Source organism: Streptomyces sp. 4N124, from assembly GCF_052245395.1.
GTDB lineage: Bacteria > Actinomycetota > Actinomycetes > Streptomycetales > Streptomycetaceae > Streptomyces.
In genome coordinates, this window is sequence record NZ_JBQQBS010000039.1 from 32,780 (window position 1) to 56,580 (window position 23,801).

The window sequence follows — 23,801 nt, forward strand, 5'->3', positions numbered from 1 at the left end:
CAGCGCACCACCGTAGAATTCACGCGTGGCAGGACGGATCAACGACGAGGACGTGAAGGCGGTTCGGGACGCGGTCCCGATCGACGCCGTCGTGTCCGAGTACCTCCAGCTGCGCCCCGCGGGCGGCGGCAACATGAAGGGCCTCTGCCCGTTCCACGACGAGAAGTCACCGTCCTTCCAGGTCAGCCCGAGCAAGGGACTCTTCCACTGCTTCGGCTGCCAGGAGGGCGGCGACACCATCACGTTCGTGATGAAGGTCGACCACCTCTCCTTCTCCGAGGCGGTCGAGCGCCTCGCCGGCCAGGCCGGCATCACCCTGCGGTACGAGGAGGGCGGGTACAACCCCTCCCACCAGCGGGGCGAACGCATCCGCCTGGTCGAGGCCCACAAGATCGCCGCCCAGTGGTATGTGGAGCAGCTGGCCACCAGCCCGGAGGCCGACACCGGCCGTAAGTTCCTCGCCGAGCGCGGCTTCGACCAGTCCGCCGCCGAGCACTTCTCCGTCGGCTACAGCCCCCAGGGCTGGGACCACCTCACCCGCTACCTCCGCGGAGAGGGCTTCTCCGACAAGGAACTGCTCCTGTCCGGCCTCTCCCAGGAGGGCCGCCGCGGCCCCATCGACCGCTTCCGCGGCCGGCTGATGTGGCCGATCCGCGACATCGCCGGCGACGTGGTCGGCTTCGGCGCCCGCAAGCTGTACGAGTCGGACAACGGCCCCAAGTACCTCAACACCCCCGACACGGCGATCTACCGGAAGTCCCAGGTCCTGTACGGCGTCGACCTCGCGAAGCAGCACATCGCCAAGACCAGCCGCGCGGTCGTCGTCGAGGGCTACACGGACGTCATGGCCTGCCACCTCGCCGGCGTCACCACCGCCATCGCCACCTGCGGCACGGCCTTCGGCGGCGATCACATCAAGATCCTCCGCCGCCTGCTGATGGACAACGGCTCGGCCCGCGTGATCTTCACCTTCGACGGCGACGCGGCCGGCCAGAAGGCGGCCCTGCGCGCCTTCGAGGACGACCAGAAGTTCGCCGCCGAGACGTACATCGCGATCGCGCCCGACGGCATGGACCCCTGCGAGCTGCGCCTGGCGAAGGGCGACGAGGCGGTGGCAGACCTGGTCGAACCCCGCACGCCCCTCTTCGAGTTCGCGCTCCGCCAGATCGTCAGCCGCTACGACCTCGACACCCCCGCGGGCCGCGCCTCGGCGCTGGACGAGTCGGCGCCGATCGTCGCCCGCATCAAGAACTCCGGCGCCCAGCACGAGGTCGCCGTCCAGCTCGCGGGCATGCTCGGCATCCTCGACACACAGTTCGTGGTCAAGCGGGTCGCCCAGCTGGCGCGCTGGGCCAGGGACCGCGGCGGCAAGGGCCCGGCCCCCGCCCAGCAGCGCCCCACGCAGCAGTACGACACGGTCCGCGCCCCCTCCGGCCCGGCCCTGAACCTCCGCAACCCGGTGTACGCCACCGAACGCGAACTCCTGAAACTCGCCCTCCAGCGCCCCGAGTTGGTCTCCCCGGCCTTCGACGCCTACGGCGTCGACGAGTTCACCGCCCCGCCCTACGCCGCCGTACGCCAGGCCGTCATGGACGCGGGCGGCGCGGAGTACGGCATCCAGGACCCGCAGGAATACCTGGTCCGCGTCCGTGAGGCCGCCCCCGACGACCAGGTCCGTTCGATGGTGACGGAGCTGGCGGTGGAGGCGATCATGCGCCGCACCGTCGACGAGATCTACGCCGGCGACCAGCTCGTCATGGTCCGCCGCCGCGCCGTGGACCGCCGCATCCAGGAGATCCAGGGCACCCTCACCCGCCTTACCAACGGCGGCGACCCTGCACAACTGGCGGCCGTACAGAACGAGTTGTGGGTGCTTCAACAGTACGGGCAGGCGCTGCGGGAGCGGGGCGTGGCGGCGCTCTAGCCCGCTTCCGGTTCCTCTTTGCCCTGGGCTGGTTCCCCGGCATATGACGGGGAACCCGACAAGAAGGCATCGGCCGGTCCCACAAGGAACCGGACGCCCTCGGATCGCCGCAGATCAGGGCGCGAACGAGCACCCGGGTTTTCCGCGAGGGTAACCACGCGGTCACGGACCGGACTCAAAAAGTCACCGCACGCCCCTCGTGGCGGCGATGTGTCGTACTCCACACTGGGTTCCGGTGCCTGAGTCCTCGGAGCGCGGCCGATCCGTCCCCAACGGATCCCACACCCCCGCGGTTCCGCTCATCGCGTACGGGACGGACAGCGGCGTGGCCGCCGACTCCGCCCCTGAAGCAGCGCTGCCGCACACCTCAGCAGCGATCATCCTGGAGGTCGCCCCCGTGCAGACCCAGACCCTGACCCAGACTGACATCACGGAGCCGGACGCGGAGACCGACGTGCTCGTCGCCGTTCCGCCGCAGAGCCGTGTCGTGCACCATCCCGAGGCGGAGCCGGAGGCCCCGCAGGAAACGGCGGAACCGGCCGTCGAAGCGGAAGCCGAGCCCGTGGAACCTCCGCGCCGCGCCGACACCAGCGGCCCGTCTTCGGACCTGTTCCGCCAGTACCTCCGCGAGATCGGCCGCATCCCCCTGCTCACCGCGGCCGAGGAGGTCGAACTCGCCCGCCGTGTCGAGGCCGGCCTGTTCGCCGAGGAGAAGCTCGCCGGCGCCTCCGACCTGGACAGCCAGCTCGCCCTCGACCTCGACAAACTCGTCGTCATGGGCCGGATGGCCAAGCGCCGCCTCATCGAGGCGAACCTGCGGCTCGTCGTGTCCGTCGCGAAACGGTACGTCGGCCGCGGGCTGACCATGCTCGACCTCGTCCAGGAGGGCAACCTCGGACTCATCCGCGCCGTCGAGAAGTTCGACTACGCCCGCGGCTACAAGTTCTCCACGTACGCCACCTGGTGGATCCGCCAGGCCATGTCCCGCGCGCTCGCCGACCAGGCCCGCACGATCCGAGTCCCGGTCCACGTGGTCGAGTTGATCAACCGCGTCGTCCGCGTCCAGCGCCGCATGCTCCAGGAACGCGGCTACGAACCCACCCCCGAAGAGGTCGCCGCCCACCTCGACCTCCCGCCCGAGCGCGTCAGCGAGGTCCTGCGCCTGGCCCAGGAACCCGTGTCGTTGCACGCCCCCGTGGGCGAGGAGGACGACGTAGCGCTCGGCGACCTGATAGAGGACGGGGACGCGGCGAGCCCGGTGGAGTCGGCGGCGTTCCTCCTCCTCCGAGAGCACCTGGAGGCCGTCCTCTCCACCCTCGGCGAACGCGAACGCAAGGTCGTCCAACTCCGCTACGGCCTGGCGGACGGCCGCCCCCGCACGTTGGAGGAGATCGGCCGCATCTTCGGCGTGACGCGGGAGCGGATCCGCCAGATCGAGTCGAAGACGTTGAACAAGCTGCGCGACCACGCGTTCGCGGATCAGCTAAGGGGCTATCTGGACTGATGCCGACTGCGGGCCGGTGGGGGCCGGTCGCGCAGTTCCCCGCGCCCCTGGGCGTTGCAGCTCGCGCAGCTGCGGGCATGCGTGCCGCCTGGGGCGGCACGGGTGGGCGCAGGCGGCACCCCGTCAGCGCCGGGCTGCGCCACGCCCCCCGCCCCAGCCCCGACGCCGGGAAACCCGCTCAGTCCACCTCAGCCACCGCCTGCGCGAACTGCGCCTTGTACAACCGCGCATAAGCCCCGTCGGCCGCCAACAACTCCCCGTGCGCCCCCTGTTCCACGATCGCCCCGTTCTCCATCACCAGAATCGTGTCGGCATCCCGAATCGTCGACAGCCGATGCGCGATGACGAACGACGTACGCCCATGTGCCAGCTTCGCCATCGCCTTCTGAATCAACACCTCGGTCCGTGTGTCCACAGAACTCGTCGCCTCGTCCAGCACCAGGATCACCGGATCGGACAGAAACGCCCGCGCGATGGTGATCAGCTGCTTCTCACCCGCGCTGACCCCCGTGCCCTCGTCGTCGATCACCGTGTCGTACCCGTCGGGCAGCGTCCGGACGAACCGGTCCGCGTGCGCCGCCCGAGCCGCCTCCTCGATCTCGCCCCGGGTGACCTCCCTGGACGCCCCGTACGCGATGTTCTCGGCGATGGTCCCGCCGAACAGCCACGTGTCCTGGAGCACCATGCCGATCCCGGCGCGCAGTTCGTCCCGGGACATACGCGCGATGTCGACGCCGTCGAGGGTGATCCGCCCGCCGGAGACGTCGTAGAACCGCATGAGCAGATTGACGAGGGTGGTCTTGCCGGCACCCGTGGGGCCCACGATCGCGACCGTGTGCCCGGGCTCGACCTTGAGGGAGAGGTCCTCGATGAGCGGCTTCTCGGGGTCGTACCGGAAGGACACATGCTCCAGCGCCACCCGCCCGCGCAGCTCCTCGGGCCGCTCGCCCGGCATCGGATCGGCCTCCTGCTCCTCGGCGTCGAGGAGTTCGAAGATCCGCTCGGAGGAGGCGACCCCGGACTGCACGAGGTTCGCCATCGACGCGACCTGCGTGAGCGGCATCGAGAACTGCCGGGAGTACTGGATGAAGGCCTGCACATCACCGATGGAAAGCGAGCCGGACGCGACCCGCAGGCCACCGACCACCGCGACCAGCACGTAGTTGATGTTCGACACGAACATCATCAGCGGCTGCATGATCCCGCTGTTGAACTGCGCCCGGAACCCGGCCTCGTACAACGCGTCGTTCTGCTCGGCGAACTGCTGCGCCGACTCGTCCTGCCGCCCGAAGACCTTCACCAGCGCGTGCCCGGTGTACATCTCCTCGACGTGCGCGTTGAGCTTCCCGGTGGACCGCCACTGCTGCACGAAGTGCGGCTGCGACCGCTTCCCGACCCGGGTGGCGACGACGAACGACAACGGCACGGTCACCAGCGCCACCAGCGCCAGGATCCACGACACCCAGAACATCATCGCGAGCACACCGATGATGGTGAGCACGGAGTTGATGAGCTGCCCCATCGACTGTTGCAACGTCTGCCCGATGTTGTCGATGTCGTTGGTGGCACGGGACAGCACCTCACCGCGCTGCCGCTTGTCGAAGTACGACAGCGGCAGCCGCGACAGCTTCGTCTGTACGTCCTCCCGCATCCGGTACATCGTCCGGTTCACGGAACGGTTCACCAGCCGCGTCGCCACCAGCATCAGCAGCCCCGCCACCACGAACACGCTCAGCGCGAGCAGCAGTACGGAGCCGACCGCATCGAAGTCGACGCCCTGACCCGGCGTGAAGTCCGTGCTGCGGAGCATGTCGGCGACCGAGCCGTCACCCCGCTCCCGCATGGCCTGGAGCACCTGCTCCTTGGTGGACCCGGCCTCGAACTGCCGCCCGACGATGCCCGCGAAGACCAGGTCGGTCGCGTGGCCGAGGATCTTCGGCCCGACCACCGACAGGCCGACGCTCACCACCACGCACAGCAGCAGCGCGTAGATCGTGAGCCGCTCCGGTCTGAACTGGGCGACGAGCCGTTTGCCCGACCCCTTGAAGTCCATCGAGCGGTGCTCGGGGCCGGTCCCGGCCATCATCCGCCCCATAGGCCCGGCCATCAGGCAGCCTCCGCTTCCGTCAGCTGGGAGAGCACGATCTCCCGATAGGTCTCGTTGTCCGCCATCAGCTCGTGGTGCCGGCCCGTCCCGACCACCCGCCCTTCGTCGAGTACGACGATCCGGTCCGCGTCCCGGATGGTCGCCACCCGCTGGGCGACGATCACGACGGTCGCCTCGGCGGTCTCCCGGGCGAGCGCTGCACGCAGCGCCGCGTCGGTCGCGTAGTCGAGCGCGGAGAAGGAGTCGTCGAAGAGATAGATCTCCGGCCGCTGGACCAGCGTCCGGGCGATCGCGAGCCGCTGCCGCTGACCACCGGAGACGTTCGTGCCGCCCTGCGAGATCGGTGCGTCGAGCCCGCCTTCGAGCCCCTCCACGAACTCCTTGGCCTGCGCCACCTCCAGCGCGTGCCACAGCTCCTCGTCCGTCGCGTCCGGATTGCCGTACCGCAGATTGGTCGCCACGGTGCCCGCGAAGAGATACGGCTTCTGCGGGACGAGCCCGACCGTCTTGGCCAGCAGCTTCGGATCGAGGGAGGCCACCTCGACGCCGTCGACGAGCACCTCCCCGTCGGTCGCGTCGAACAGCCGCGGCACCAGCCCCAGCAGCGTGGACTTGCCGCTGCCGGTCGAGCCGATCACGGCGGTCGTCTCACCGGGCCGGGCCACCAGGTCGACGGCCTTCAGCACCGGCTCCTCGGCACCCGGGTAGCGGAACCCGGCCCCGCGCAGTTCCAGATGCCCGTGCCGGAGCAGCTTGACCACGGGCGCGGTCGGCGGAACCACACTGGAGGAGGTGTCCAGCACCTCCTCGATGCGCTCGGCGCAGACCTCCGCGCGCGGCACCATCATGAACATGAAGGTGGCCATCATCACGGACATCACGATCTGCATCAGATAGGCGAGGAACGCCGTCAGATCGCCGATCTCCATCCGGCCGCTGTCGATGCGATGCGCGCCGAACCACACCACCGCGATCGACGACAGGTTCACCACCGTCATCACCATCGGGAACATCAGCGCCAGCAGCTTGCCGGTGGCCAGGGACATTTCGGTGAGCTCGGCGTTCGCGTGCCGGAAGCGCTGCTGCTCGTACTCGTCGCGGACGAAGGCGCGGATCACCCGGTTGCCGGTGATCTGCTCGCGCAGCACCCGGTTCACGGTGTCCAGCCGCTCCTGCATCGTCCGGAACAGCGGCCGCAGCCGCCGCACGATCAACGTCACGCAGATGCCCAGCACCGGCACCACCGCGACCAGCACCCCGGACAGCGGCACATCGAGCCCGAGCGCCAGCACGATGCCGCCCACGCACATGATCGGCGCCGACACCAGCAGCGTGAAGGTCATCAGCGCCAGCATCTGCACCTGCTGGACGTCATTGGTCGTACGCGTGATCAGCGTGGGCGCCCCGAAGTGACCGACCTCACGGGCGGAGAAGGACTGCACCCGGTCGAAGACGGCGCCCCGGATGTCGCGGCCGAGCGCCGCCGCCGTACGGGCGCCGTAGTACACGGCACCGATGTTGCAGACGACCTGCACCAGCGAGATGCCGATCATCAGGGCGCCGTAGGAAAGGATGTAGCCGGTGTCTCCGTTCACGACACCGTTGTCGATGATGTCCGCGTTGAGCGTGGGCAGGTAGAGGGTGGCGCAGGTCTGCAGGAACTGCAGCAGCACCAGCAGAGCGATGGGTTTCTGGTAGGGCCTGAGATAGGTCCGCAGAAGTCGTATGAGCACGCTACGTCTCTCGGAGTCGGCGGTGGGGGCGGTGGTTGCCCCTGGCCCCTATCGTCGAACACTCCACCCGCGTTACCTCAACCGATTAAGCCGTCAGCAGTGCTTCGTACGGCCTTATGGGTACGGATTCGAGCCGACTCCTACCGGTCTCTTACGTTCCGCAAGGCCGCACTCACATCCGGAACGCCCCGGGATGGGTCTGCTCCCGCACCGACACGAACTGCTGCCGCACCGCCTGTCCCACCGCCAGTTCCTCGCCGGGCTCCAGGATCTGCGCGGCCGGTCCCTGCCAGGCCGGCGGGGTGCGTGGGTCGAGGGTGCCCTGCGAGGTGCCGAGCGCCCACGCCGCCTGCCGGGCGGCACCGATCGCCCCGTAGTCCGCGGGCTGCGGTACGACGACCTGCGCCCCGAACAGCGCAGGCGCCGCGGCCTGTACGGCGGGCAGCTCGGCAGCGGCCCCGAGCAGGAACACCCGCCGCACCTCGACCCCCCGCCCCCGCAGCACATCCAGCGCATCCGCCAGCCCGCACAGCATCCCCTCGAACGCCGCCCGCGCCAGATGCTCCGCCTTCATCGACTCCCGTCTCAGCCCTGCGAGCGTCCCCGCGGTGTGCGGCAGACTCGGCGTCCGCTCACCCTCCAAATAGGGGAGGAGCACGAGTCCATGGGCGCCCGGCGTCGACTTCATCGCCAGGTCGGACAGGCTCTCCAGGTCGGGCAGCCCGAGCAGTTCGGCGGTCCCGCGCAGGGTCCGTACGGCATTGAGCGTCGTGACGACCGGCAGGTGCATGCCGGTCGCGTCGGCCAGCGAGGTGATCATCCCGGTCTGGTCGACGAGCGCCTCGGGATGCACGGCCATCACCGACCCCGAAGCTCCCAGCGACACGACGGCATCCCCGAGCCCGATCCCGAGCCCGAAAGCGGCGGCCATCGTCTCGCCGGTCCCGGCGGAGATCAGCAGCCCCTCCGGCGTCGTACCGGCCGCGTCGGACGGTCCGATCACCTCGGGCAGCATCGCCTGATGCCCGAGCGCCAGCTCGACGAGATCACCCCGGTAGGCGCCGGTCGCCGCGGACCAGTACCCGGTACCGGAAGCCCCGCCGCGATCGGTGGTCCTGCGCACGGGCCGCCCCAGCAACTGCCACACCAGCCAGTCGTGCGCCTGCATCAGCACCGCGGTTCGTACGGCGTTCTCGGGCTCGGTCTTCGCCAGCCACCGCAGCTTGGTCACGGGCTGAGCGGCCTGCGGCACACACCCCACCGCCTGCGCCCACGCCTCACGCCCGCCGAGCGCGTCGATCAGATCGGCCGCCGCGACCTGCGCCCGCTTGTCACCGCCGACCATCGCCGGCCGCACGGTGTTGCCCTGCGGGTCCAGCGGCACCAGCGCGTTCTGCTGCGCCGACACACCGATGGCCTGCACGCCTTCGAGGAGACCGCCCCCGGCCGCCTCACCGAGGGACAGCAGCCAGGCCTGCGGGTCGACGTCGGACGGTCGCGAGCCGCCTTCGGCGCCTTCGACCGGATGCGGGGCGTACCCCTGCCGGAGCACGGCTCCGGTGTCCGCGTCGCAGACGACGATGCGAGTGAAATCGGGCGCACTGTCCAGCCCGGCGACTATCCCCATGACACAAAATTCTGCCGCACGCGCCGCTGTGGTTGGGCCGGGGAGACCGTAGGGGTGCGTGTGGTCTGTTGAGTGCGGGTGCGTTGTGGCTGGTCGCGCAGTTCCCCGCGCCCCTTGGGACGTCGGCGCGCCCGGCATCGAAGAGGCAATGTTATGTGTTGCTGGTGCCCCAGTCGTCCTCTACTGCGCCGTTGGTGTTGCGGTCGCGCAGGGCGCGGACCCTTTCGGCTACCGAGTCGGGGACGTGGACCTTCTCGGTGACCGTGTGGTAGGCCTTGCCGGCGAACTGGCGGCCCTGTTGGGCGGCTGATTCGGCGGTGTTGCGGACGGCGGGGTTCTGGGAGATCTGCTGGGCGGACTTCTTCAGCTGCTCGTAGCGCTCGCGTCCGGCCCGCGTGCCCAGCACGTAACCCAGAGCGAGTCCGGCGACGAACGTGAGCCGGTAGCGCATGGCGGCCACCCTTCCTTGTCGAGTCCCTGGTGTCGGCGTCGCGCCGGGGGGAACCGATTGGCGGAGCACCCCCCTGCTTGCGCTAATGTATGTGTCGCAGCGAGCGCGCGCCCCCTGGCGAATACCCAGGGAGGTACGTTCGATGCAACGAGGCGATCCTCCGTAGCTCAATTGGCAGAGCAGCCGGCTGTTAACCGGCAGGTTACTGGTTCGAGTCCAGTCGGGGGAGCTTCGATCTTCCGTAGCTCAATTGGCAGAGCAGCCGGCTGTTAACCGGCAGGTTACTGGTTCGAGTCCAGTCGGGAGAGCACCTGATGAGGACCCCGTTGGGGTCCTTTTTCATGCCTGGTGGAACCGCCCAGGGCAGGCCGAAGTCCTCATGGGCGTGCGAAGTCGACCATCCGAGGCAGGAGATCGTATGAGCGGCTATGCTGCGGCAGACGGCGCGTACAAATGTGCGCGACACGCCGCTATGGGGCGGTAGCTCAGCCGGTTAGAGCAGCGGACTCATAATCCGTCGGCCGTGGGTTCGAGTCCCACCCGCCCCACCAAGCGGTCCCGGTGCAGAAACGATGTGACCTGGTCGTACGTGAAGGCTCCCGCTCGTTCGGGGGCCTTTCTTCGTCCCTCAAGATCGCTAGCTCGCTCGATGCTCGCCCGAAGTGAAATCACCCTACTCTGACGGCTCGACCCGCTGAAGGGGGCCGGGAAACCGGCCCCCTTCGCGCGCAACCTCGGCGGCCCTCACGGCCACGCCCAGTCGTTTCTGCATGATGTGGGCGCTCTCCTCGTCAGCGAGCGCTCGTGGCTCGCTGACGGGCACGCACGCGTTGCTGGTGCCACGTCAGGCAACGTTTGCCCTGTCCGCTACCGGCACCTCGGGGCGATGTCCCCCGTCGATATGTCCGCGCGTTCGGGGGCACGGCCAGCGCGGGGCAACGACAAATCACGTCAAGCCGTAACTCGCGTGGGCCGGTATCGCTGGGCGACCGCCCCCGACCGGAACTCATGGCGGTCCACGGGCTCGAGCTGGATGCGCTCGCGCAGACCGGCGAGCAACGTCGGCCCGTGTCCGGCAAGGACCGGCTGCACAAGGAACTCGTACTCGTCGATCAGTCCCAGATCTGCCAACGCCAGGGGGAGCGTCACGCCACCCACCCACAGGCCCTCGCCTGACTCCTGCTTGAGCCGCTGAACCGCTTGCCCCAAGTCGCCTCGCACCAGGTCGGCATTCCAATCGACCCCGCTCAGCGTGCTCGACACGACGTACTTCTTCGCCCGGTCGATGGTCTCGGCGAACGGGATCTGCCACTCATCCATCCAGTCAGGCCACGTGCCCGTGGTCGGCTTCCGCCACGCCGACTCCATCATCTCGTAGGTCACCCGGCCGAACAGCAGGGCATCGGCTCGCTCCATCTCAGCGGTCCAGTAGCGCATCGACTCCTCGTCCGGGGGGAGCCCTGCCTCGTGATGGCAGCAGCCGTCGAGCGTGACGTTGATCGAGTATCGAAGTGGTCTCATCTCGTTGCTCTCCCTTGATGCGCGCAGCGCGTTTTCACCGGACCGTACTCAGACGACTGTCGGCGCCATTTCTCATCGGCGCCCGATCCCACCTACTCAACACCGTCGTGATGCGAACCAGACCGCAGACCGAGCGCGCGACCGATTCGGCGCTCGGGGCACTTAGGTTCACAACGGGACGGCGCCCATAACGCTCGACTTCGATGCACGGTGCCACGTCACCTGCCGTCGGCTCAGGGCCAACGACGAACCTCGCAAACGTTGCCTGACGCGGCACTAGTTGAGTGCGGCAGCGACGTCCCGGGTCTCGATGTGCCAGCCCGCCGGCACCCGCCAGGAGTCCACACACAGCGTCCACGTGCGGTCGACCCTCCCTCCGGCCGGGATGGGCGTGGGCAGTTCGCGGGTCTGCTCGATCGTCTTCCAGTGAGGAACTCCACGGTCACGTCCTCGCACCACCGCTTGTCGGTCTCCGCGCGCTGAACCTTCCCGACCGTGAGCTCGGCAGGCATCCCCGGCCCCGGATTGCTCGGCGTTGGCCTTGGCGTCGTCTCAGGAGGGGTCTCGTTCTCAGGAGGGCTCGCGTTGGGGGCCTCCGGAGAGTGCGCAGGTGGCGCAGGCTTGTCGGACGCCCGCGGTGAGCCCGATGTCTCCGTGCCCTGGCCGAGAGGATCCGCCTCGCTGCTCGGCGGCGCCTCCGGCGGTTCCCCCGCGCCGGAGGCGACGACCTTGAACCTGCTGGTCTGGAGCGGGCCGCCGCCTCGCGCGTCCGCCTTGCCCTCTCCCTTGCCCTGGTCGTCTGAGCCCGGCTCCGGGCTCTGGGCAGCGCTGTCGGCGAAGCCGGGAGCTGCGCCTGACCAGTGAGCAGAGGGCGGCTCTGCGCGTCGTTGAGGCCGCGCTTCCCCGCCCGCTGCTCGCCCAACTGCCCGGCCAGCGGATCCCGGGCAGCAACTACCGCACGGTGCTCGCCGCCCTCGACTCCCGCACCCCCGCGCAGATCGCCCGACGGATCGGCCGCAGGTGGGTGGGCTGGGGCTTCGAACCCGCCTTCTACGACGGCCTGATCCGTAACCCCATCGGCGCGGTGATGGCGTTGATCCCCCCCGACGCCGTACTGCCCCGACCCGTCGTGTGAGGACGGTGTCATGGTCGACACGGGCTCCGAGTGCCGGGCCTGCGTCGAGCGACACATCAGCAAGATCGCCGTCAGCGAGTACCACCGGCCCCGGCGTGAGCGCGGATCCGGAACCGATTCGAGGTAGGGGACCAGGTCAGCGATCCGGTCCGCATCCGGCGGCCCCAGCTTCTCCAGCGCGGCAGGGATAGGGCAGATGCAACAGCAGGCACGGGACGTCCTCGTGATCATCTGGCTTCGACACCACAATGATCACGAACCCCCGTGCCTGCTCCGCTATCCGCCCCTACCGGCCTGATCGTCAACCCTCCACGCAGGCACGGAACTTGACGGAGCCCTGCCTGGGTCACCGGCGGAGGATCGCCTCCGCCCGTTTCAGTGCTTCGCTCTGGTAACTCGCCAATTCGGCCAGAAATGCTTGATCCATCTTCGGAAGAGTGGCAATGAGTGCACGTCGAACCCGCACAGCTGTTCCGGGGACATCGGCCTCGATGGCGCATTCTCCATCAGCCACGGCGACCGCTTTCTCGCGTTTCCGGAATTCTCCCTTCGACGACTCATTTCGGCGGTTGTTTTCCAGGAGGCGGCGATTCAGTGAGTCGCGTGCCTCCTCTGGAGTCCGGTACGCGTATCCGCGTGCCGCCATGCACAAACGCCAGGCAGACATTGCGGTTGTGAATTCCCGAGCCCTGGGTACCTTGGCGTCGAGGCGGCCGTTGAGAGCTTCGGGGGCGTAGTACATGCGGGCCCACACCGTGACGTCGCCGGTCAGGTCGCGGCGGGCTTCGGCGTCGCAGCCCTGCCGCCGTACTCGTACGGTCCCGGTGCCCGTCGAGACGTCGTCGCCAGAATCCGAGGGGCCGGAGAAGGCCAGGTCGAAGAGGCGTTTCCGGTCCGGCGTCAGGTCGGTGTAGTACGGGGCCGGTGGCGGCCCTGACTGCTGGGGCGTGGTGGCGATGGCATAGCCGTGGCTTCTGCGGCCGGGGAGGTCCACGACTGCGGCGGTGTCGTCGAGCGACGTCGGCAGCGGGGCCCGCTTTGCGGGGTAGGCGAAGCCCTTGTCCTTCATGCACCGGTGGACGAGCTTGTTGACCGCCGTATCCAGGGTCTGCTGCGCTCGTGGCCAACTCCCTGACCTGGTCACCATGTCGAGGGCCTCGGGGCTCAGCCGCCCGCTGAACGCAGGCGGCTTCGGCAGCGGCGTTGCCGCCGTGTCCGGCTGAGCGTCGGCGCAGCCGGACGCGGCGGCAAGGGCGGCCACGGTGAGCCACAGGACCCTTGAGGGTCGCCTCATCACCTCGGCGAGCACCAGTGGTTGGAGCTGATCGTGTCGTTGAACGCCGGGTCGTTGTAGCCGACGGGCGGCGCCGCCCCGAAGTCAGGAACCTGGTCGTTCCTGCCGAGGCTGTGATAGCGGCCGTTGTAACCGGCGTCCGTCCAGTAGTAGACCGTGCACTCCCTGCCGCGGTTGGCGATGGAACTGATGCAGTCATTCCAGGTGCCACCGCGGCACTGACTCTGCGCGAAGGCCGTGAAGTTGGGGTTATCGCCCGCGACGCGGCCCCGGGCACCGCCGTAGTTGCTGTTCACCCAGAAGCACGTATCTCCGGCCGCACAGGTGAGGAGCGGCTCCACCCTTTCGTCGGAGTTCGCCGTGGCGGGCGCTGCGGTGAGACCGCCGAGCACCAATAGCGTGGATCCTGCGGCTGCGGCCAGCATCTTTCGCATGGCTGTCCTCTCTTCTTTTGCGGATGCTTGGAGCTGTGCATCCTTTCCTGTCCGAAAAGAGAATGCAGCCACTCCCCGGAATGCTGGTAGAAGTATGCGGCTGAACGCAATATCCCTGGTCCGAGCCGGTCACGGCAAACGCCAACCACGGGTCTTGACCGTAAAAGAAGAGGTCAGGAGGGAAACGGAATGCTGAGGATCCATTTCGCCTCGGAGGATCTGGCCCACACGCGATTAGCCGAGGGCCCAGACCCGATGTGGGAGCTGTGTATCAGCCTCCACCGTCTCCAACGCCGTGACGCCTCCGTGCTCTTCGGGGCATGGCGACACCAAGTCGTGCCCCACGTCCCGGCTGCGACTCGCGTGCTCTCGGCCCTGGCGCCGGCGGTCGGCTACAGCTGCGACTTCCTCACACCGCGGACCGGCGCGGGTCTACCCGAGCAGACCCAGGCCCTGCGCGCGACGCCGCGCTCCCGCCTGCTGGGTGACCTGGAGACGTACACCCGGTTAAACCCCCAGCGGCATCTGCCGCGTTGGGCGGGGGATCTGGCCGACGGCGAGGCTCACCTCCTCGACATGATCGGGGACGTCGCCGACAGCTATTTCACCGCCTGCCTCGCGCCGTACTGGGAGCGGATACGCACCCAGGTCGGCAAGGATCTGCAGTTGCGCACCCGTACACTTGTCGCGGCCGGCTGGGATGCGGTCTTCAACACCCTGCATACGTCGGCTCGCTGGAGCTATCCGGTCCTGGAGCTCGACTATCCCGTCGATCAGGACATGCACCTGGAGGGTCGTGGGCTGTTGCTGCAGCCGTCGTTCTTCTGCCGGTACACACCCACCGCCCTCGTCGACCCCTTCTATGATCCGGTCCTCGTCTACCCCATCGAGCACCAACCCGACTGGGCCTCCCCCGGCACCGTCGACAACGGTCACAGGCCGCTCATCGCCATCCTGGGGACGGCACGGACCAGCTTGCTGCAGGCGGTGGCCGAGGGCACCGGCAGCACCACGGAGCTGGCCCGCCGTACCGGCCTGACCCCCTCCAACACCAGTCGCCATCTCACTGCGCTGCGCGAAGCCTGCCTTACCTCCAGCCAGCGCCACCACAGCGCCACTCTGCACTCGGTGACCGGCCTCGGTATCGCCCTGCTCAACGGCACGCTGCCGCAACTCCCCGCCTGACCGGCCCAGATCGGTCAACCGCTCTCCTCTGGAGCGCCATGAGTAACGACACCGGAGCTATCGCCCGCCAGCGCCACTCCGCCACCCTCCGGAACGTGGACAGAGAAGTCCTCCGCCAGACCTGATCCACCGGATACGCGGACCCAGGGTTCACCACCCAGTTCGGAACCCCTCCAGAACCCAGCTGCCACCACACGGCAACGTCCATCGTCAAAATCGTCACTGACACCAGATGGATGCACCGCGGCGCCTGCCTCGCCTGCCCCTGGGAAGGCCTTGAAAGTGGCGGGGCCTGGCCACGCGGAACGACAAGAGCTCCGAGACCTACCTCGCCGGTCTCCACCTACGAAGGGCGATCCCCTGAGTCCGCAGCCTCCGCCCCGCCATGTGACCTCAACTCAGAACAGGCCCTGGTAGGACTCCGTCAGGTTGCTGTGATGTGCGGGTACGCGGACCCCGGGACTGTCGGCCCGGCGAACCGCCGGGTGGGCTCGCGCAGGTCGACGCTGTGGCCCTTGCCGCCGGTCGGCGAGACCGGCGGCAAGGGCCGCGAACAACCTTGACCGGGAGCGGTATCTTCAGCTGCTCGCAGTGATCAACGGCTGGTCGCCGCCGGAAAACCTGGCACCGGTACTCGACTGGTTCATCCAGGCCTTGCGTGCCCGGATATCGGGGTAGCGGCCCGGTCGCGACGCGGCGTGGCCGGACCGGTTCCGAGTGGCGGCGCGGCCGCCGGTACCGCGGGAGGCGATGCCGCGCGGCTTGACGTCGACCGGCCCGCCGCAGCCGCCGGACTCCTCCCGATATCACGCTGTACGGCAGCCAGGACGGTGTCGACGTCCTGCTCAGCCACCAGGAGGCACGGCCACAGACGCCTCGGCCCCTGCTTCCCGAGTGAGGCAGAGGGCCGAGCCGTCTCCGCCGTCAGGCGAGCGGCGGAAGCTGTTCGCCCTGAGCGGCCTGGAGGTCGTTTCCGACGCGGAGCGTGGTGCCGATGGCGGCCATGCCGACCTGGACGACCTGGTTGTAGTTCATCGCGAAGTCCTCGCGCGGCAGTTCCACGGTGGCCCGCAACGCGGCCCGTGGGCCGCCCCACGGGTCGGGACCGGTGCCGAGGCAGGCCAGCTCCAGGTCAACGACCCGGGCCTTTCTTGTTTCCTGACCGCCGACGCCGGCGCGGAGGCCGACGGCCCGGCGCGCACGCCACGGGTCGGTGGTGTTGCTGCCGGGCCGTCAGTCACTCACGCGGTCTCACTTCCCGTGCAAACCCCTGCGGCGACGTCCGCGAAGCACCAGCACGCCGCCGGCAGCGATGACCAGCAGGCCACCGAGGGCGCTGTACGTGCCGGCGTTGCTCACCCCGGTGGAAGCCAGGTCGCCGGACGTGCTGCTCGGGGTCGGCTGGCCGACGGGTGCGCCGATCTCCCCCTGCGCACGGGTGCCGGTCGTACCGGAGGCGGAGACAACCGGCGTGGGGACGGTCGGCGTGGGGGCGGGCGTCGGCTTGTCAGCGCCGGCGGTCCCCGACGCGGGCTTCAGCTGAAGAGTCGTGATCGAGTACGGCGGCAGCTTCTGTGCGACCGCCGTGCCCCGCTTCGCCGTCGTCAGGGCGGTGTGTCCCTTGGCATACGAAACGGTCGTGACCGCCCCTGCGGCCGGGGTGAATCCGGCGTACGAGAGCGACACCTGCGCCGCGTTCTGCGGGCTCTTGTTGATCAGCATGACGTTCAGACCGCCGTTGCTGCTCCGCACCGCGTGCACAGCAACCGACGAGTTGCGCGAGGACGACTTGACCATGGTGTCGCCAGGCTGCGCCAGTGCGGTCAGCGAGCGGATGCCCCAGTAGGTGGGGAAGGGCGTGTCGCGCGGCGGTTCGCACTTCCCCCCGGCGCAGGTTCCAGCGGAGAGAATGCCCCCGTCCTGGTAGTCGGTCTGGCCGTGGACGGTGGTGGGTGCTTGGTCCGTGCCGTTGTGCAGGTTCCACCAGTCCACGTGGGTGGCACCCTGCTCGAACCAGGTCATGTAGGTGTCCGGCGCGAACAGGGCCGCGGCCTGGCTGGTCAAGGCGGGCGAGCCGACGCCGTCGGTCTCGGTGACCGCGATCTCCACCGAAGCGGCGCGCGAGCCCGTGTACTTGGCGATCAGCGAGCGCAGCTCGGACGTGGTGGCGGCGATCCGGGAGGGGGTGTTCAGCAGGTCGGACGTGGTGGTGCCGCCCGGATACCAGTGGACGATGACGAAGTCGATCGAGCTTCCCGCGATGGAGAGCACCGTGTTGTTCCAGTCGGCGGTGTCACCGGGAGCCTTCTCCTTGTCCGGCCAGCCGCCGGGGGTGGTGAGCACCGCTCCGATCTTCACCGTCGGGTCCACGGCCTTCATCGCCTTCGAGTAGGCGACCAGATTCTTCCCGTACTCCCTCGGGCTCTTGTCGGCGTGATCGTCTCTTTCCCAGCCCTTGCCGTCGCCGTAGTACCCGTTGCCGTAGACCTCGTTGCCGATCTCCCAGTACTTCACGCCGTAACCCTTGTCGACGTTGGCGTACTTGACCCAGTCGGCGGCCTCCTGGGGGGTGCCGGAACCGTAGTTCGCGGTCAGGATCGGCTGGGCGCCGACCCTCTTCGCGGTGGCCATGAAGTGGTCGAAGTCGGTGTTGGAGGGGATCCAGCCCTTGCCGTCGCCGGAGGTGTGGGTCTTCCAGTGGTATTCGTCCGCGCCTGAGCCGCCGGGATAGCGCAGCTGCCGAACTCCCGCGGCCTTCATCAGCGATGACACCTTGGCGGTCCCCATGTGCTCGTCGCCGAAGCCCGTGTTGAGGCCGATACCACTGCTGGGCACCGTGCCCAAGGAGGTACCGGCATCCACACGGATGCCGACGGTCGGCGCGGCGCCCGCGCTGGGCGCCAGGGCGCCGACACCGGCCGAGGCGGCGAGCACCGCCACCGCCCCCGCGACAAAATGCCGGAGCATCCGGCTACGGCCGGGCGTGCGACCCCGAGGCATCGGCTGCTCGGCGGATCTCGGGTCGTCTTGTGACACGTGGGGCTCCGATCGGGTGTTGACACAGAAGGCGTAGCGCCGCTGACCACGGCTCGCCCTCGTCGGTACGCCCCTGAGTGGCCACTCAGAGCGGAAAGGTTGCCATCTCAATCGTTTTTCGCCGAGATGCGGTCGCACCGTCTCACCGGACCCGGTGCCCCGGTGACCCCGTGACCCGGTGACATGCCCGGGCTCCCTTTCCACGCGCCTTCTGGTCGGGGCTTCGGCAGGACTGCGGGCGAGGCAGGTTCCATGTCCGGTGCCACGTGGTTTCCAAGATGTGGACGATTGATTCGAGCTTGCGAGCGATGAAATCGACGGCGCCTCACGCGTATTGCGCGTGAATCGATCGTATGCTTATCTGTTCACGCACTTGGGAGGTGATCTCATGGACGATATCGATCGGGCCATCCTGCGCGAACTGCAGACCGACGGCCGCATCCCCTACGCCGATCTCGGCCCGAAGGTCGGCCTGTCGGCGTCGGCCGCTCGGCAGCGGCTGCAGCGGCTGATCGACACCAAGGCGGTGCAGGTCGTCGGCGTCACTGACCCGATAGCGATGGGCGGGCAGGCCATGGCCCTGCTCGGGCTCCGCGTCGACGGCGATCCGCGAGCGGTGGCCGACGAACTCTCACGCCACGACGAGGTCGTCTACGCCGTCTTGACCGCTGGCACCTTCGACTTGTTCGCTGAGGCCGTCTGCAGGCATCCGCGTGACCTGCTGGACTTCGTCAACGACGTCGTGCGTCCCATCGAGGGCGTGACAAAGGTGGAGAGCTTCCCCTACTTCGGGATTCACACGCACCGGTTCTTCTGGAACGTCGGCTGAACAGCGCCCTGCTCACCGTTTCCCCGCCCTCAGTACGCGAGCGGCTCGTGTCGGCCTGAGGCCACTGTCGAGTTCGGCAACCGCCGCACACCTTTTGCTGGGCATGGCACGGCCGCCCGCAGATCAAGCACGTCATGTTCGAACACCGCCTGGCCGCAAGGACTGGCACCGCACGATCTTCGGGCACGATAGCCCGCCACACAGTCGGGGACCGTCCACCCGGGCCGACCTCCACCTCGTCGAGCGCGCCGACCCGCTCGACTCTGCCGCCGTCGAACTCCGATGGGCACCAGGAGATCGACCGCCGCGGCCTCGCCGAGGGCCAGGAGCACCCCGGCGCGTGACCGGGCTGTCGCGGGTCAACCAACTGACGAACGGAGAATTCGATGGGCATCTCCCCTGCCGAGTGGCTGGTGGCGCCGATGGTCGCAATCGAGGAGGAGCGGGCCGCGGCCCTCCTCACGGAGCGATTCGGCATCGAGGGAACACTCGAGGATCTGGGCAGCAACCACGACCGCAACTTCCGGGTGCGCACCGGGCTGGATGAGCACGGGTACGTCTTCAAGGTCTTCAACCCGGTCATCGACCGCGCGGTACTGAGGGCGCAGTCCGAGGCCACAGAGCGCCTCGCCCGGGCGCTGCCGGAGCTGCGGCTACCGCGGGCCCGGGTTGGAGCCGACGGGGAGCACATCCAGACCGTCTCTGTGGACGGCCAAGACTACGACTGCCAGTTGCTCGACTATGTTCCCGGTGAACCCATCATGGACAGCCGCTATCTGGCTCCGCGGGTGGTGGCGCGGCTGGGAGAGCTGGCCGGACGCATCACCGCGGCCCTGGAAGGCCTCGACGTGCCGATTCCGGAAAGGCCGATGCTGTGGGATCTGCGCAACGCCCTCGAAGTCGTCGAGGCCCTGGCCCCGCACATGGTCGACCAGCGAAGGGCCGAGCGGGTGCTGCGGGCTGCCCGCGCGGCACACCAACAGGTGGAACGGCGCGCTGCGCGGCTGCCCATACAGGTCATTCACGGTGATGTGACCGACAACAACGTGGTGTGCCGGACGGACCTGGACGGCCGCCCCATGCCGGTCGGGCTGATCGACTTCGGAGATCTCACGCACAGCTGGGCCGTGGCCGAGCTGGCGGTCGCCTGCACATCCGTCCTGCATCATCACGGGGCCACACCGGCTTCGGTGCTGCCCGCGGTCCGCGCGTTCCACGCCGTACGGCCGCTCGTGGGAGACGAGCTGGACGTGCTGTGGCCCCTGATCGTGCTGCGCGGCTGCGTGCTGGTGGTATGCGGGCAGCACGCCGCACTGCAGGACCCCGGCAACGGCTACGCTACGGCGGCCCTTGACCGTGAGTGGGCCATGTTCGAGGCCGGTGCCTCGGTACCGGCCGAGGTGATGGCGGCCCACTTCCGGCAGGTGATCGGCGAACCCGCCCCGCACAGCGATCCGCCGACCTCAGGCCACTCTCTTCTCCCCGAACTTCCCTCCGAAGCAACGGTGCTCGACCTGTCCGTCACCAGCGACGCGCTGCACGGCGGCGGCTGGCTCGACCCCGACGCCGAGTCCGCTGTGGTCGCACGGGCACTCGCCTCGGGCGGCACGGCAGTGCTGACCCGGCACGGAGAGTGCCGTCTCACCCGCACACGGGTCGACAACACAGAGCAGAGCGCCACGCTCGCGCTCGGCGTGGAGGTGCACCTCACCAGCCCGCTGGCGGTCCACGCGCCGTGGGTCGGCACGGTCACGCGGCACGCCGAGCACGGAGTGACCCTGACCGCCGGAGAGCTGCACCTGGTGCTCGACGGCATCGACCCGGCTGTCGCGGTCATCGACGCGGGAGAGGCCGTATCCGGTCAGCAGTTGGGCACTGTCGCCGCACAGGGCAGCTGTTATCGGTTGGATGTGCAACTGTCCCGGCTGGGCGCGGGAATTGCACCACGCTTCACCCCACCAGGGCTGGACGCGGGCTGGCTGACGATGTGCCCTGATCCCACCGGCCTGATCCTCCCCTCAGTGGACCGCCCCGTGGCGGACACGCCCCCCGAGCCGGAGAGCGTTCTGCTGGAGCGCCGAGTGAAGTCTTTCGCCACCGTGCAGGAGCACTACTTCGAAACCCCTCCGCAGATCGAGCGAGGCTGGCAGCACCACCTGGTGGACACCCGCGGCCGCGGCTACCTGGACATGCTCAACAACGTGACCGTCCTGGGCCACGGTCACCCGCGACTGGTTGAAGCAGTGCACGGGCAGTGGCAGCGGCTCAACACCAACTCCCGTTTCCACTACGCCTCGGTGGTGGAGCTGTCGGAGCGGCTGAGCGCGCTCCTGCCGGACGGACTCGACACCGTCTTCCTCGTCAACAGCGGCTCCGAGGCCGTGGATCTGGCACTGCGGCTGGCCTGGGCCGCTACCGGGAGGCGCGATGTCGTCGCGGTGGAGGAGGCGTACCACGGCTGGACCTACGCCGGTGACGCCATCTCCACCTCGACGGCCGACAACCCGAACGCCTTGGCCACGCGCCCCGCGTGGGTGCACACAGTCCCCACACCGAACAGCTACCGCGGCCCGCACCGCGGCCCTGATGCGCACCTCTACGGCCCCGAGGCCGCGGCCGTGATCGCCGACCTGGTCAGGTCCGGACGTCCTCCAGCGGCGTTCGTATGTGAGCCCTACTACGGCAACGCCGGCGGAATGGCTCTGCCCGATGGTTACCTTGAGCAGGTCTACGCCGCCACCCGGGAATCCGGCGGTCTCTGCATCGCAGACGAGGTGCAGGTCGGTTACGGGCGGCTGGGCTCCTACTTCTGGGGCTTCGAGCAGCAGGGCGTCGAACCGGACATCGTCGCTGTCGCCAAGGCGATGGGTAACGGCCACCCCCTGGGGGCGGTGATCACCCGACGCGAGATCGCCGACGCTTACCGTTCGCAGGGCTACTTCTTCTCATCGGCCGGCGGCAGCCCGGTCAGTTCGGTGGTCGGACTGACCGTGCTCGACGTGCTCCGCGACGAGGGTCTCCAGGAGAACGCCCGCACGGTCGGCGCACACCTGCGAACGCGGCTGCTGCGACTCGCCGACAAGCACCCGCTGATCGGCGCCGTCCACGGCAGTGGCCTGTATCTGGGCGTCGAGTTCGTCAGGGACCGCGAGACACGGGAGCCGGCGACCGAGGAGACAGCCGCCATCTGCGAACGGCTACGAGAGCTGGGCGTGCTGATGCAGCCGACTTCGGACCGGATGTGCGTCCTGAAGATCAAGCCGCCGCTGTGCCTGACCACGACGAGCGCCGACGTCTTCGCCGACGCCCTCGACGACGTGCTCACCCACGGATGGTGAAACACGGTACGGACGTACCTGTCGGCTGCTGTTCTGTGGCACCGATCAGCGGTGGCACCAGGTCAATACAGCCAAGTCAGAGCCCGGACGGGTACCGGGTGTGGCGGCATGGCCGGAGGCCGGGGCTGCTGCGTAAGGCGGCGCGGCAGGGTGCTGGCCCTACGGTCGTCGAGGCGCCCGCACCCCTGCTGCTCGGTGCTCGCGAACTGTTTCCTCCGGTGAACAGCCACCGGCGGACACCCGTACCTCTCGTCGTAGGCCTGGCCGCTGCCGCGGCGGGAGCAGTACGGAGACGGAGAGGTTCGTGCCACACCTACCCGAGGAGTCACGGCGGCCCGCGCGAGGGAGTACCGGGCACGGACCGCCTGCCGCCCGTCTGTTGCGCGCCGCCGCGTCGGTCGTGAGCCTGGCCCTTCTTCCTCTGGTCGCCGCGTGCAGTGGCAGTGAGGGTGACGCGTCGGCGGACATGAAGCCGTCGGAGATGTCGGCCGCTCCGGCGGCCGGTGTCGAGGCGCCGGCGAAGGTCGAGGTGATCGCCTCACTGACCGGGTGCAAGCCCAAGATCCGCATCGAGGCGGAGGAGTTGCGCCAGGGGGTGTGCCACACGAAGGAGGTCGACTACCTCATCACCACCTTCCCCGAGGAGAAGTACACCCAGGCCTGGCTGGACTCCGCCGCGGTCTACGGCGGCAAGTACCTGGTCGGCGAGCGCTGGATCGTCAGTGCGAAGCCGGAGATGCTGGAGGGGTTCCGGGACAAGATCGGCGGGACCGTTCGGGAACTGCGGGGCGCGGGGCCCACGGCCGGTTCGTAGGCGGGGGCGCGCCTATGACCGCCGGTCGGCCCGGCGCTTTTGGTGACCGAAGGTCGCGAGCACGGTGCCGAGCACTGCGAACGGGCCGGCCCGCGCGCACGTCCCCGTGCGACTGGCCCGGCCCGTCCCGGCACGCCCGGTCACGTGATCACGCGGCAGGGCGGCTCATCTTCATGCCCCGGTCAGGCCCCCGCTGCAGGCGGCGCCCGGCTCGGGGGTCTGCGCACCCTGGACGTACTTGGTGAAGAACTGCTCCACCCTCGGGTCGGACGCCTTGTCCACGCTGAGCTGGCGGCCCCAGGCCGACAGCATGATGGGCTCGGACTGGTCGTCGTTCGGGCTCATCAGGGTGTACGGGGTCCGGGAGACCTTGTCGCCGAGCGTCTTGATGTCGGCGTCGGCGGCCTTGTCGTTGTACGTCACCCAGACCGCGCCGTGCTCCAGGGAGTGCACGGCGTTCTCGTTCGGGACGGGCTTGGTGTAGACCGTGCCGTCGCAGGTCATCCAGGCCTGGTGGTGGTCGCCGCCGACGGGTGGGTCCATCGGGTAGTCGACGGTGCCCTCGACGTGGTTCTGCGTGAGCTCCTTCTTCGCCCAGGTCCGCTCGCCGCGTACGGGCTTCTTCGCCGCGGCGGCCTGCTGCTCGTCCTTCTCGTCGGCCTTGTTGAGGGCGTATCCGCCCCAGCCGATCAGTCCGGCGACGATGATCGTGCTGAGCGTGATGGTGATGATCCGGTTGCGACGCTCGCGGGCCTGGTCGGCGCGGCGCATCTCCTCTATTCGGGCCCGCCGTGCCTGGGCGGCGGCCTTCTTGCTGGTTCTGCTCATGGCTGTGTGTTCCTCGTCCCCGCCGAACGGCGGTGAGTGCA

The 23,801-nt window shown here is 68.8% G+C and carries 17 protein-coding genes, 3 tRNA genes and 3 pseudogenes; 12 read left to right on the plus strand and 11 right to left on the minus strand.

Features of this window, described 5'->3' with window-relative positions; translation table 11 throughout:
- The first annotated feature begins 25 nt into the window (after window positions 1–25).
- Both dnaG and ACTWQO_RS31905 read left to right on the plus strand, forming a co-directional pair.
- Window positions 26–1,924: a DNA primase gene (gene dnaG / locus ACTWQO_RS31900; protein WP_443240850.1), complete on the plus strand. Its 1,899-nt coding sequence runs from the start codon at window positions 26–28 to the stop codon at window positions 1,922–1,924.
- Window positions 1,925–2,159: 235 nt separating this feature from the next.
- Window positions 2,160–3,428, plus strand: a complete 1,269-nt coding sequence (locus ACTWQO_RS31905) for an RNA polymerase sigma factor (RefSeq protein WP_443240851.1) — start codon at window positions 2,160–2,162, stop codon at window positions 3,426–3,428.
- Between the two features lie 178 nt (window positions 3,429–3,606).
- Here the strand turns inward: ACTWQO_RS31905 and ACTWQO_RS31910 are convergent, their stop codons facing one another.
- The 4 genes from ACTWQO_RS31910 to ACTWQO_RS31925 form a co-directional block, all read right to left on the minus strand.
- Window positions 3,607–5,535, minus strand: coding sequence for an ABC transporter ATP-binding protein (locus ACTWQO_RS31910; protein WP_443240852.1), 1,929 nt, complete (start codon window positions 5,533–5,535; stop codon window positions 3,607–3,609).
- Window positions 5,535–7,268 (minus strand): ABC transporter ATP-binding protein, encoded by a 1,734-nt coding sequence (locus tag ACTWQO_RS31915; protein ID WP_443240853.1) that lies wholly within the window; start codon window positions 7,266–7,268, stop codon window positions 5,535–5,537. The genes ACTWQO_RS31910 and ACTWQO_RS31915 overlap by 1 nt, the downstream gene beginning before the upstream one ends.
- Before the next feature lie 172 nt (window positions 7,269–7,440).
- Window positions 7,441–8,895, minus strand: a complete 1,455-nt coding sequence (locus ACTWQO_RS31920; RefSeq protein ID WP_443240854.1) for an FGGY family carbohydrate kinase — start codon at window positions 8,893–8,895, stop codon at window positions 7,441–7,443.
- Window positions 8,896–9,046: 151 nt separating this feature from the next.
- Window positions 9,047–9,346, minus strand: coding sequence for a YtxH domain-containing protein (locus ACTWQO_RS31925; protein ID WP_210574173.1), 300 nt, complete (start codon window positions 9,344–9,346; stop codon window positions 9,047–9,049).
- Between the two features lie 156 nt (window positions 9,347–9,502).
- Between ACTWQO_RS31925 and ACTWQO_RS31930 the strand changes: the two genes are divergently transcribed.
- The 3 genes from ACTWQO_RS31930 (at window position 9,503) to ACTWQO_RS31940 (ending at window position 9,897) form a co-directional block, all read left to right on the plus strand.
- Window positions 9,503–9,575, plus strand: a tRNA-Asn gene (locus ACTWQO_RS31930).
- Window positions 9,576–9,581: 6 nt separating this feature from the next.
- Window positions 9,582–9,654: transfer RNA gene (locus tag ACTWQO_RS31935), tRNA-Asn, on the plus strand.
- Window positions 9,655–9,820: 166 nt separating this feature from the next.
- Window positions 9,821–9,897, plus strand: a tRNA-Ile gene (locus tag ACTWQO_RS31940).
- Between the two features lie 400 nt (window positions 9,898–10,297).
- Here the strand turns inward: ACTWQO_RS31940 and ACTWQO_RS31945 are convergent.
- Both ACTWQO_RS31945 and ACTWQO_RS31950 read right to left on the minus strand, forming a co-directional pair.
- Complete coding sequence (locus ACTWQO_RS31945; RefSeq protein WP_443240855.1) at window positions 10,298–10,867, minus strand: dihydrofolate reductase family protein; 570 nt, start codon at window positions 10,865–10,867, stop codon at window positions 10,298–10,300.
- 276 nt (window positions 10,868–11,143) lie between these two features.
- The gene (locus tag ACTWQO_RS31950; protein WP_443240856.1) at window positions 11,144–11,326 is read right to left on the minus strand and encodes a hypothetical protein; all 183 of its coding nucleotides are present in this window, start codon (window positions 11,324–11,326) and stop codon (window positions 11,144–11,146) included.
- A 502-nt stretch (window positions 11,327–11,828) separates the two neighbouring features.
- Between ACTWQO_RS31950 and ACTWQO_RS31955 the strand changes: the two genes are divergently transcribed.
- Entirely contained in the window at window positions 11,829–12,002 is a 174-nt protein-coding gene (locus ACTWQO_RS31955; RefSeq protein WP_443240857.1) for a hypothetical protein, read from the plus strand.
- A 346-nt stretch (window positions 12,003–12,348) separates the two neighbouring features.
- On the opposite strand, the gene ACTWQO_RS31960 is transcribed toward ACTWQO_RS31955, so the two are convergent.
- Window positions 12,349–13,263: a hypothetical protein gene (locus ACTWQO_RS31960; protein WP_443240858.1), complete on the minus strand. Its 915-nt coding sequence runs from the start codon at window positions 13,261–13,263 to the stop codon at window positions 12,349–12,351.
- Window positions 13,264–13,295: 32 nt separating this feature from the next.
- Window positions 13,296–13,730, minus strand: a complete 435-nt coding sequence (locus ACTWQO_RS31965) for a peptidase inhibitor family I36 protein (protein ID WP_443240859.1) — start codon at window positions 13,728–13,730, stop codon at window positions 13,296–13,298.
- A gap of 363 nt (window positions 13,731–14,093) precedes the next feature.
- Between ACTWQO_RS31965 and ACTWQO_RS31970 the strand changes: the two genes are divergently transcribed.
- The 3 genes and pseudogenes from ACTWQO_RS31970 to ACTWQO_RS31980 all read left to right on the plus strand — a co-directional run.
- Window positions 14,094–14,915 carry an ArsR/SmtB family transcription factor gene (locus ACTWQO_RS31970; RefSeq protein WP_443240860.1) on the plus strand — a complete coding sequence of 274 codons (822 nt, stop codon included), beginning with the start codon at window positions 14,094–14,096 and terminating at the stop codon, window positions 14,913–14,915.
- 149 nt (window positions 14,916–15,064) lie between these two features.
- Window positions 15,065–15,478, plus strand: a pseudogene (locus tag ACTWQO_RS31975) (DUF6349 family protein); the annotation flags it as partial.
- Window positions 15,474–15,593 (plus strand): annotated as a pseudogene (locus ACTWQO_RS31980) (MerR family transcriptional regulator); the annotation flags it as partial. The pseudogenes ACTWQO_RS31975 and ACTWQO_RS31980, both read left to right, overlap by 5 nt.
- A 246-nt stretch (window positions 15,594–15,839) precedes the next feature.
- On the opposite strand, the pseudogene ACTWQO_RS31985 reads toward ACTWQO_RS31980, so the two are convergent.
- A pseudogene (locus ACTWQO_RS31985) lies at window positions 15,840–16,058 on the minus strand (YceI family protein); the annotation flags it as partial.
- 108 nt (window positions 16,059–16,166) lie between these two features.
- Window positions 16,167–17,882 carry an LPXTG cell wall anchor domain-containing protein gene (locus ACTWQO_RS31990; RefSeq protein WP_443240861.1) on the minus strand — a complete coding sequence of 572 codons (1,716 nt, stop codon included), beginning with the start codon at window positions 17,880–17,882 and terminating at the stop codon, window positions 16,167–16,169.
- Window positions 17,883–18,339: 457 nt separating this feature from the next.
- On the opposite strand from ACTWQO_RS31990, the gene ACTWQO_RS31995 reads away from it, so the two are divergent.
- The 3 genes from ACTWQO_RS31995 (at window position 18,340) to ACTWQO_RS32005 (ending at window position 22,932) form a co-directional block, all read left to right on the plus strand.
- Entirely contained in the window at window positions 18,340–18,780 is a 441-nt protein-coding gene (locus tag ACTWQO_RS31995; RefSeq protein WP_443240862.1) for an Lrp/AsnC family transcriptional regulator, read from the plus strand.
- A gap of 386 nt (window positions 18,781–19,166) precedes the next feature.
- Window positions 19,167–22,118, plus strand: a complete 2,952-nt coding sequence (locus ACTWQO_RS32000; protein WP_443240863.1) for an aminotransferase — start codon at window positions 19,167–19,169, stop codon at window positions 22,116–22,118.
- Window positions 22,119–22,422: 304 nt separating this feature from the next.
- Complete coding sequence (locus tag ACTWQO_RS32005) at window positions 22,423–22,932, plus strand: hypothetical protein (RefSeq protein WP_443240864.1); 510 nt, start codon at window positions 22,423–22,425, stop codon at window positions 22,930–22,932.
- Window positions 22,933–23,103: 171 nt separating this feature from the next.
- Here the strand turns inward: ACTWQO_RS32005 and ACTWQO_RS32010 are convergent, their stop codons facing one another.
- Window positions 23,104–23,760 carry a DUF3105 domain-containing protein gene (locus ACTWQO_RS32010; protein ID WP_443240865.1) on the minus strand — a complete coding sequence of 219 codons (657 nt, stop codon included), beginning with the start codon at window positions 23,758–23,760 and terminating at the stop codon, window positions 23,104–23,106.
- Between the last annotated feature and the right edge of the window lie 41 nt (window positions 23,761–23,801).

Excerpts from the sequence above, each read along its gene's own strand:
- ACTWQO_RS31910 (WP_443240852.1), bottom strand. The coding sequence starts at position 5,535 with ATGGCCGGGCCTATGGGGCGGATGATGGCCGGGACCGGCCCCGAGCAC.
- ACTWQO_RS31920 (WP_443240854.1), bottom strand. The coding sequence starts at position 8,895 with ATGGGGATAGTCGCCGGGCTGGACAGTGCGCCCGATTTCACTCGCATC.
- ACTWQO_RS31925 (WP_210574173.1), bottom strand. The coding sequence starts at position 9,346 with ATGCGCTACCGGCTCACGTTCGTCGCCGGACTCGCTCTGGGTTACGTG.
- ACTWQO_RS31945 (WP_443240855.1), bottom strand. The coding sequence starts at position 10,867 with ATGAGACCACTTCGATACTCGATCAACGTCACGCTCGACGGCTGCTGC.
- ACTWQO_RS31965 (WP_443240859.1), bottom strand. The coding sequence starts at position 13,730 with ATGCGAAAGATGCTGGCCGCAGCCGCAGGATCCACGCTATTGGTGCTC.
- ACTWQO_RS31990 (WP_443240861.1), bottom strand. The coding sequence starts at position 17,882 with ATGCTCCGGCATTTTGTCGCGGGGGCGGTGGCGGTGCTCGCCGCCTCG.
- ACTWQO_RS31995 (WP_443240862.1), top strand. The coding sequence starts at position 18,340 with ATGGACGATATCGATCGGGCCATCCTGCGCGAACTGCAGACCGACGGC.
- ACTWQO_RS32000 (WP_443240863.1), top strand. The coding sequence starts at position 19,167 with ATGGGCATCTCCCCTGCCGAGTGGCTGGTGGCGCCGATGGTCGCAATC.
- ACTWQO_RS32010 (WP_443240865.1), bottom strand. The coding sequence starts at position 23,760 with ATGAGCAGAACCAGCAAGAAGGCCGCCGCCCAGGCACGGCGGGCCCGA.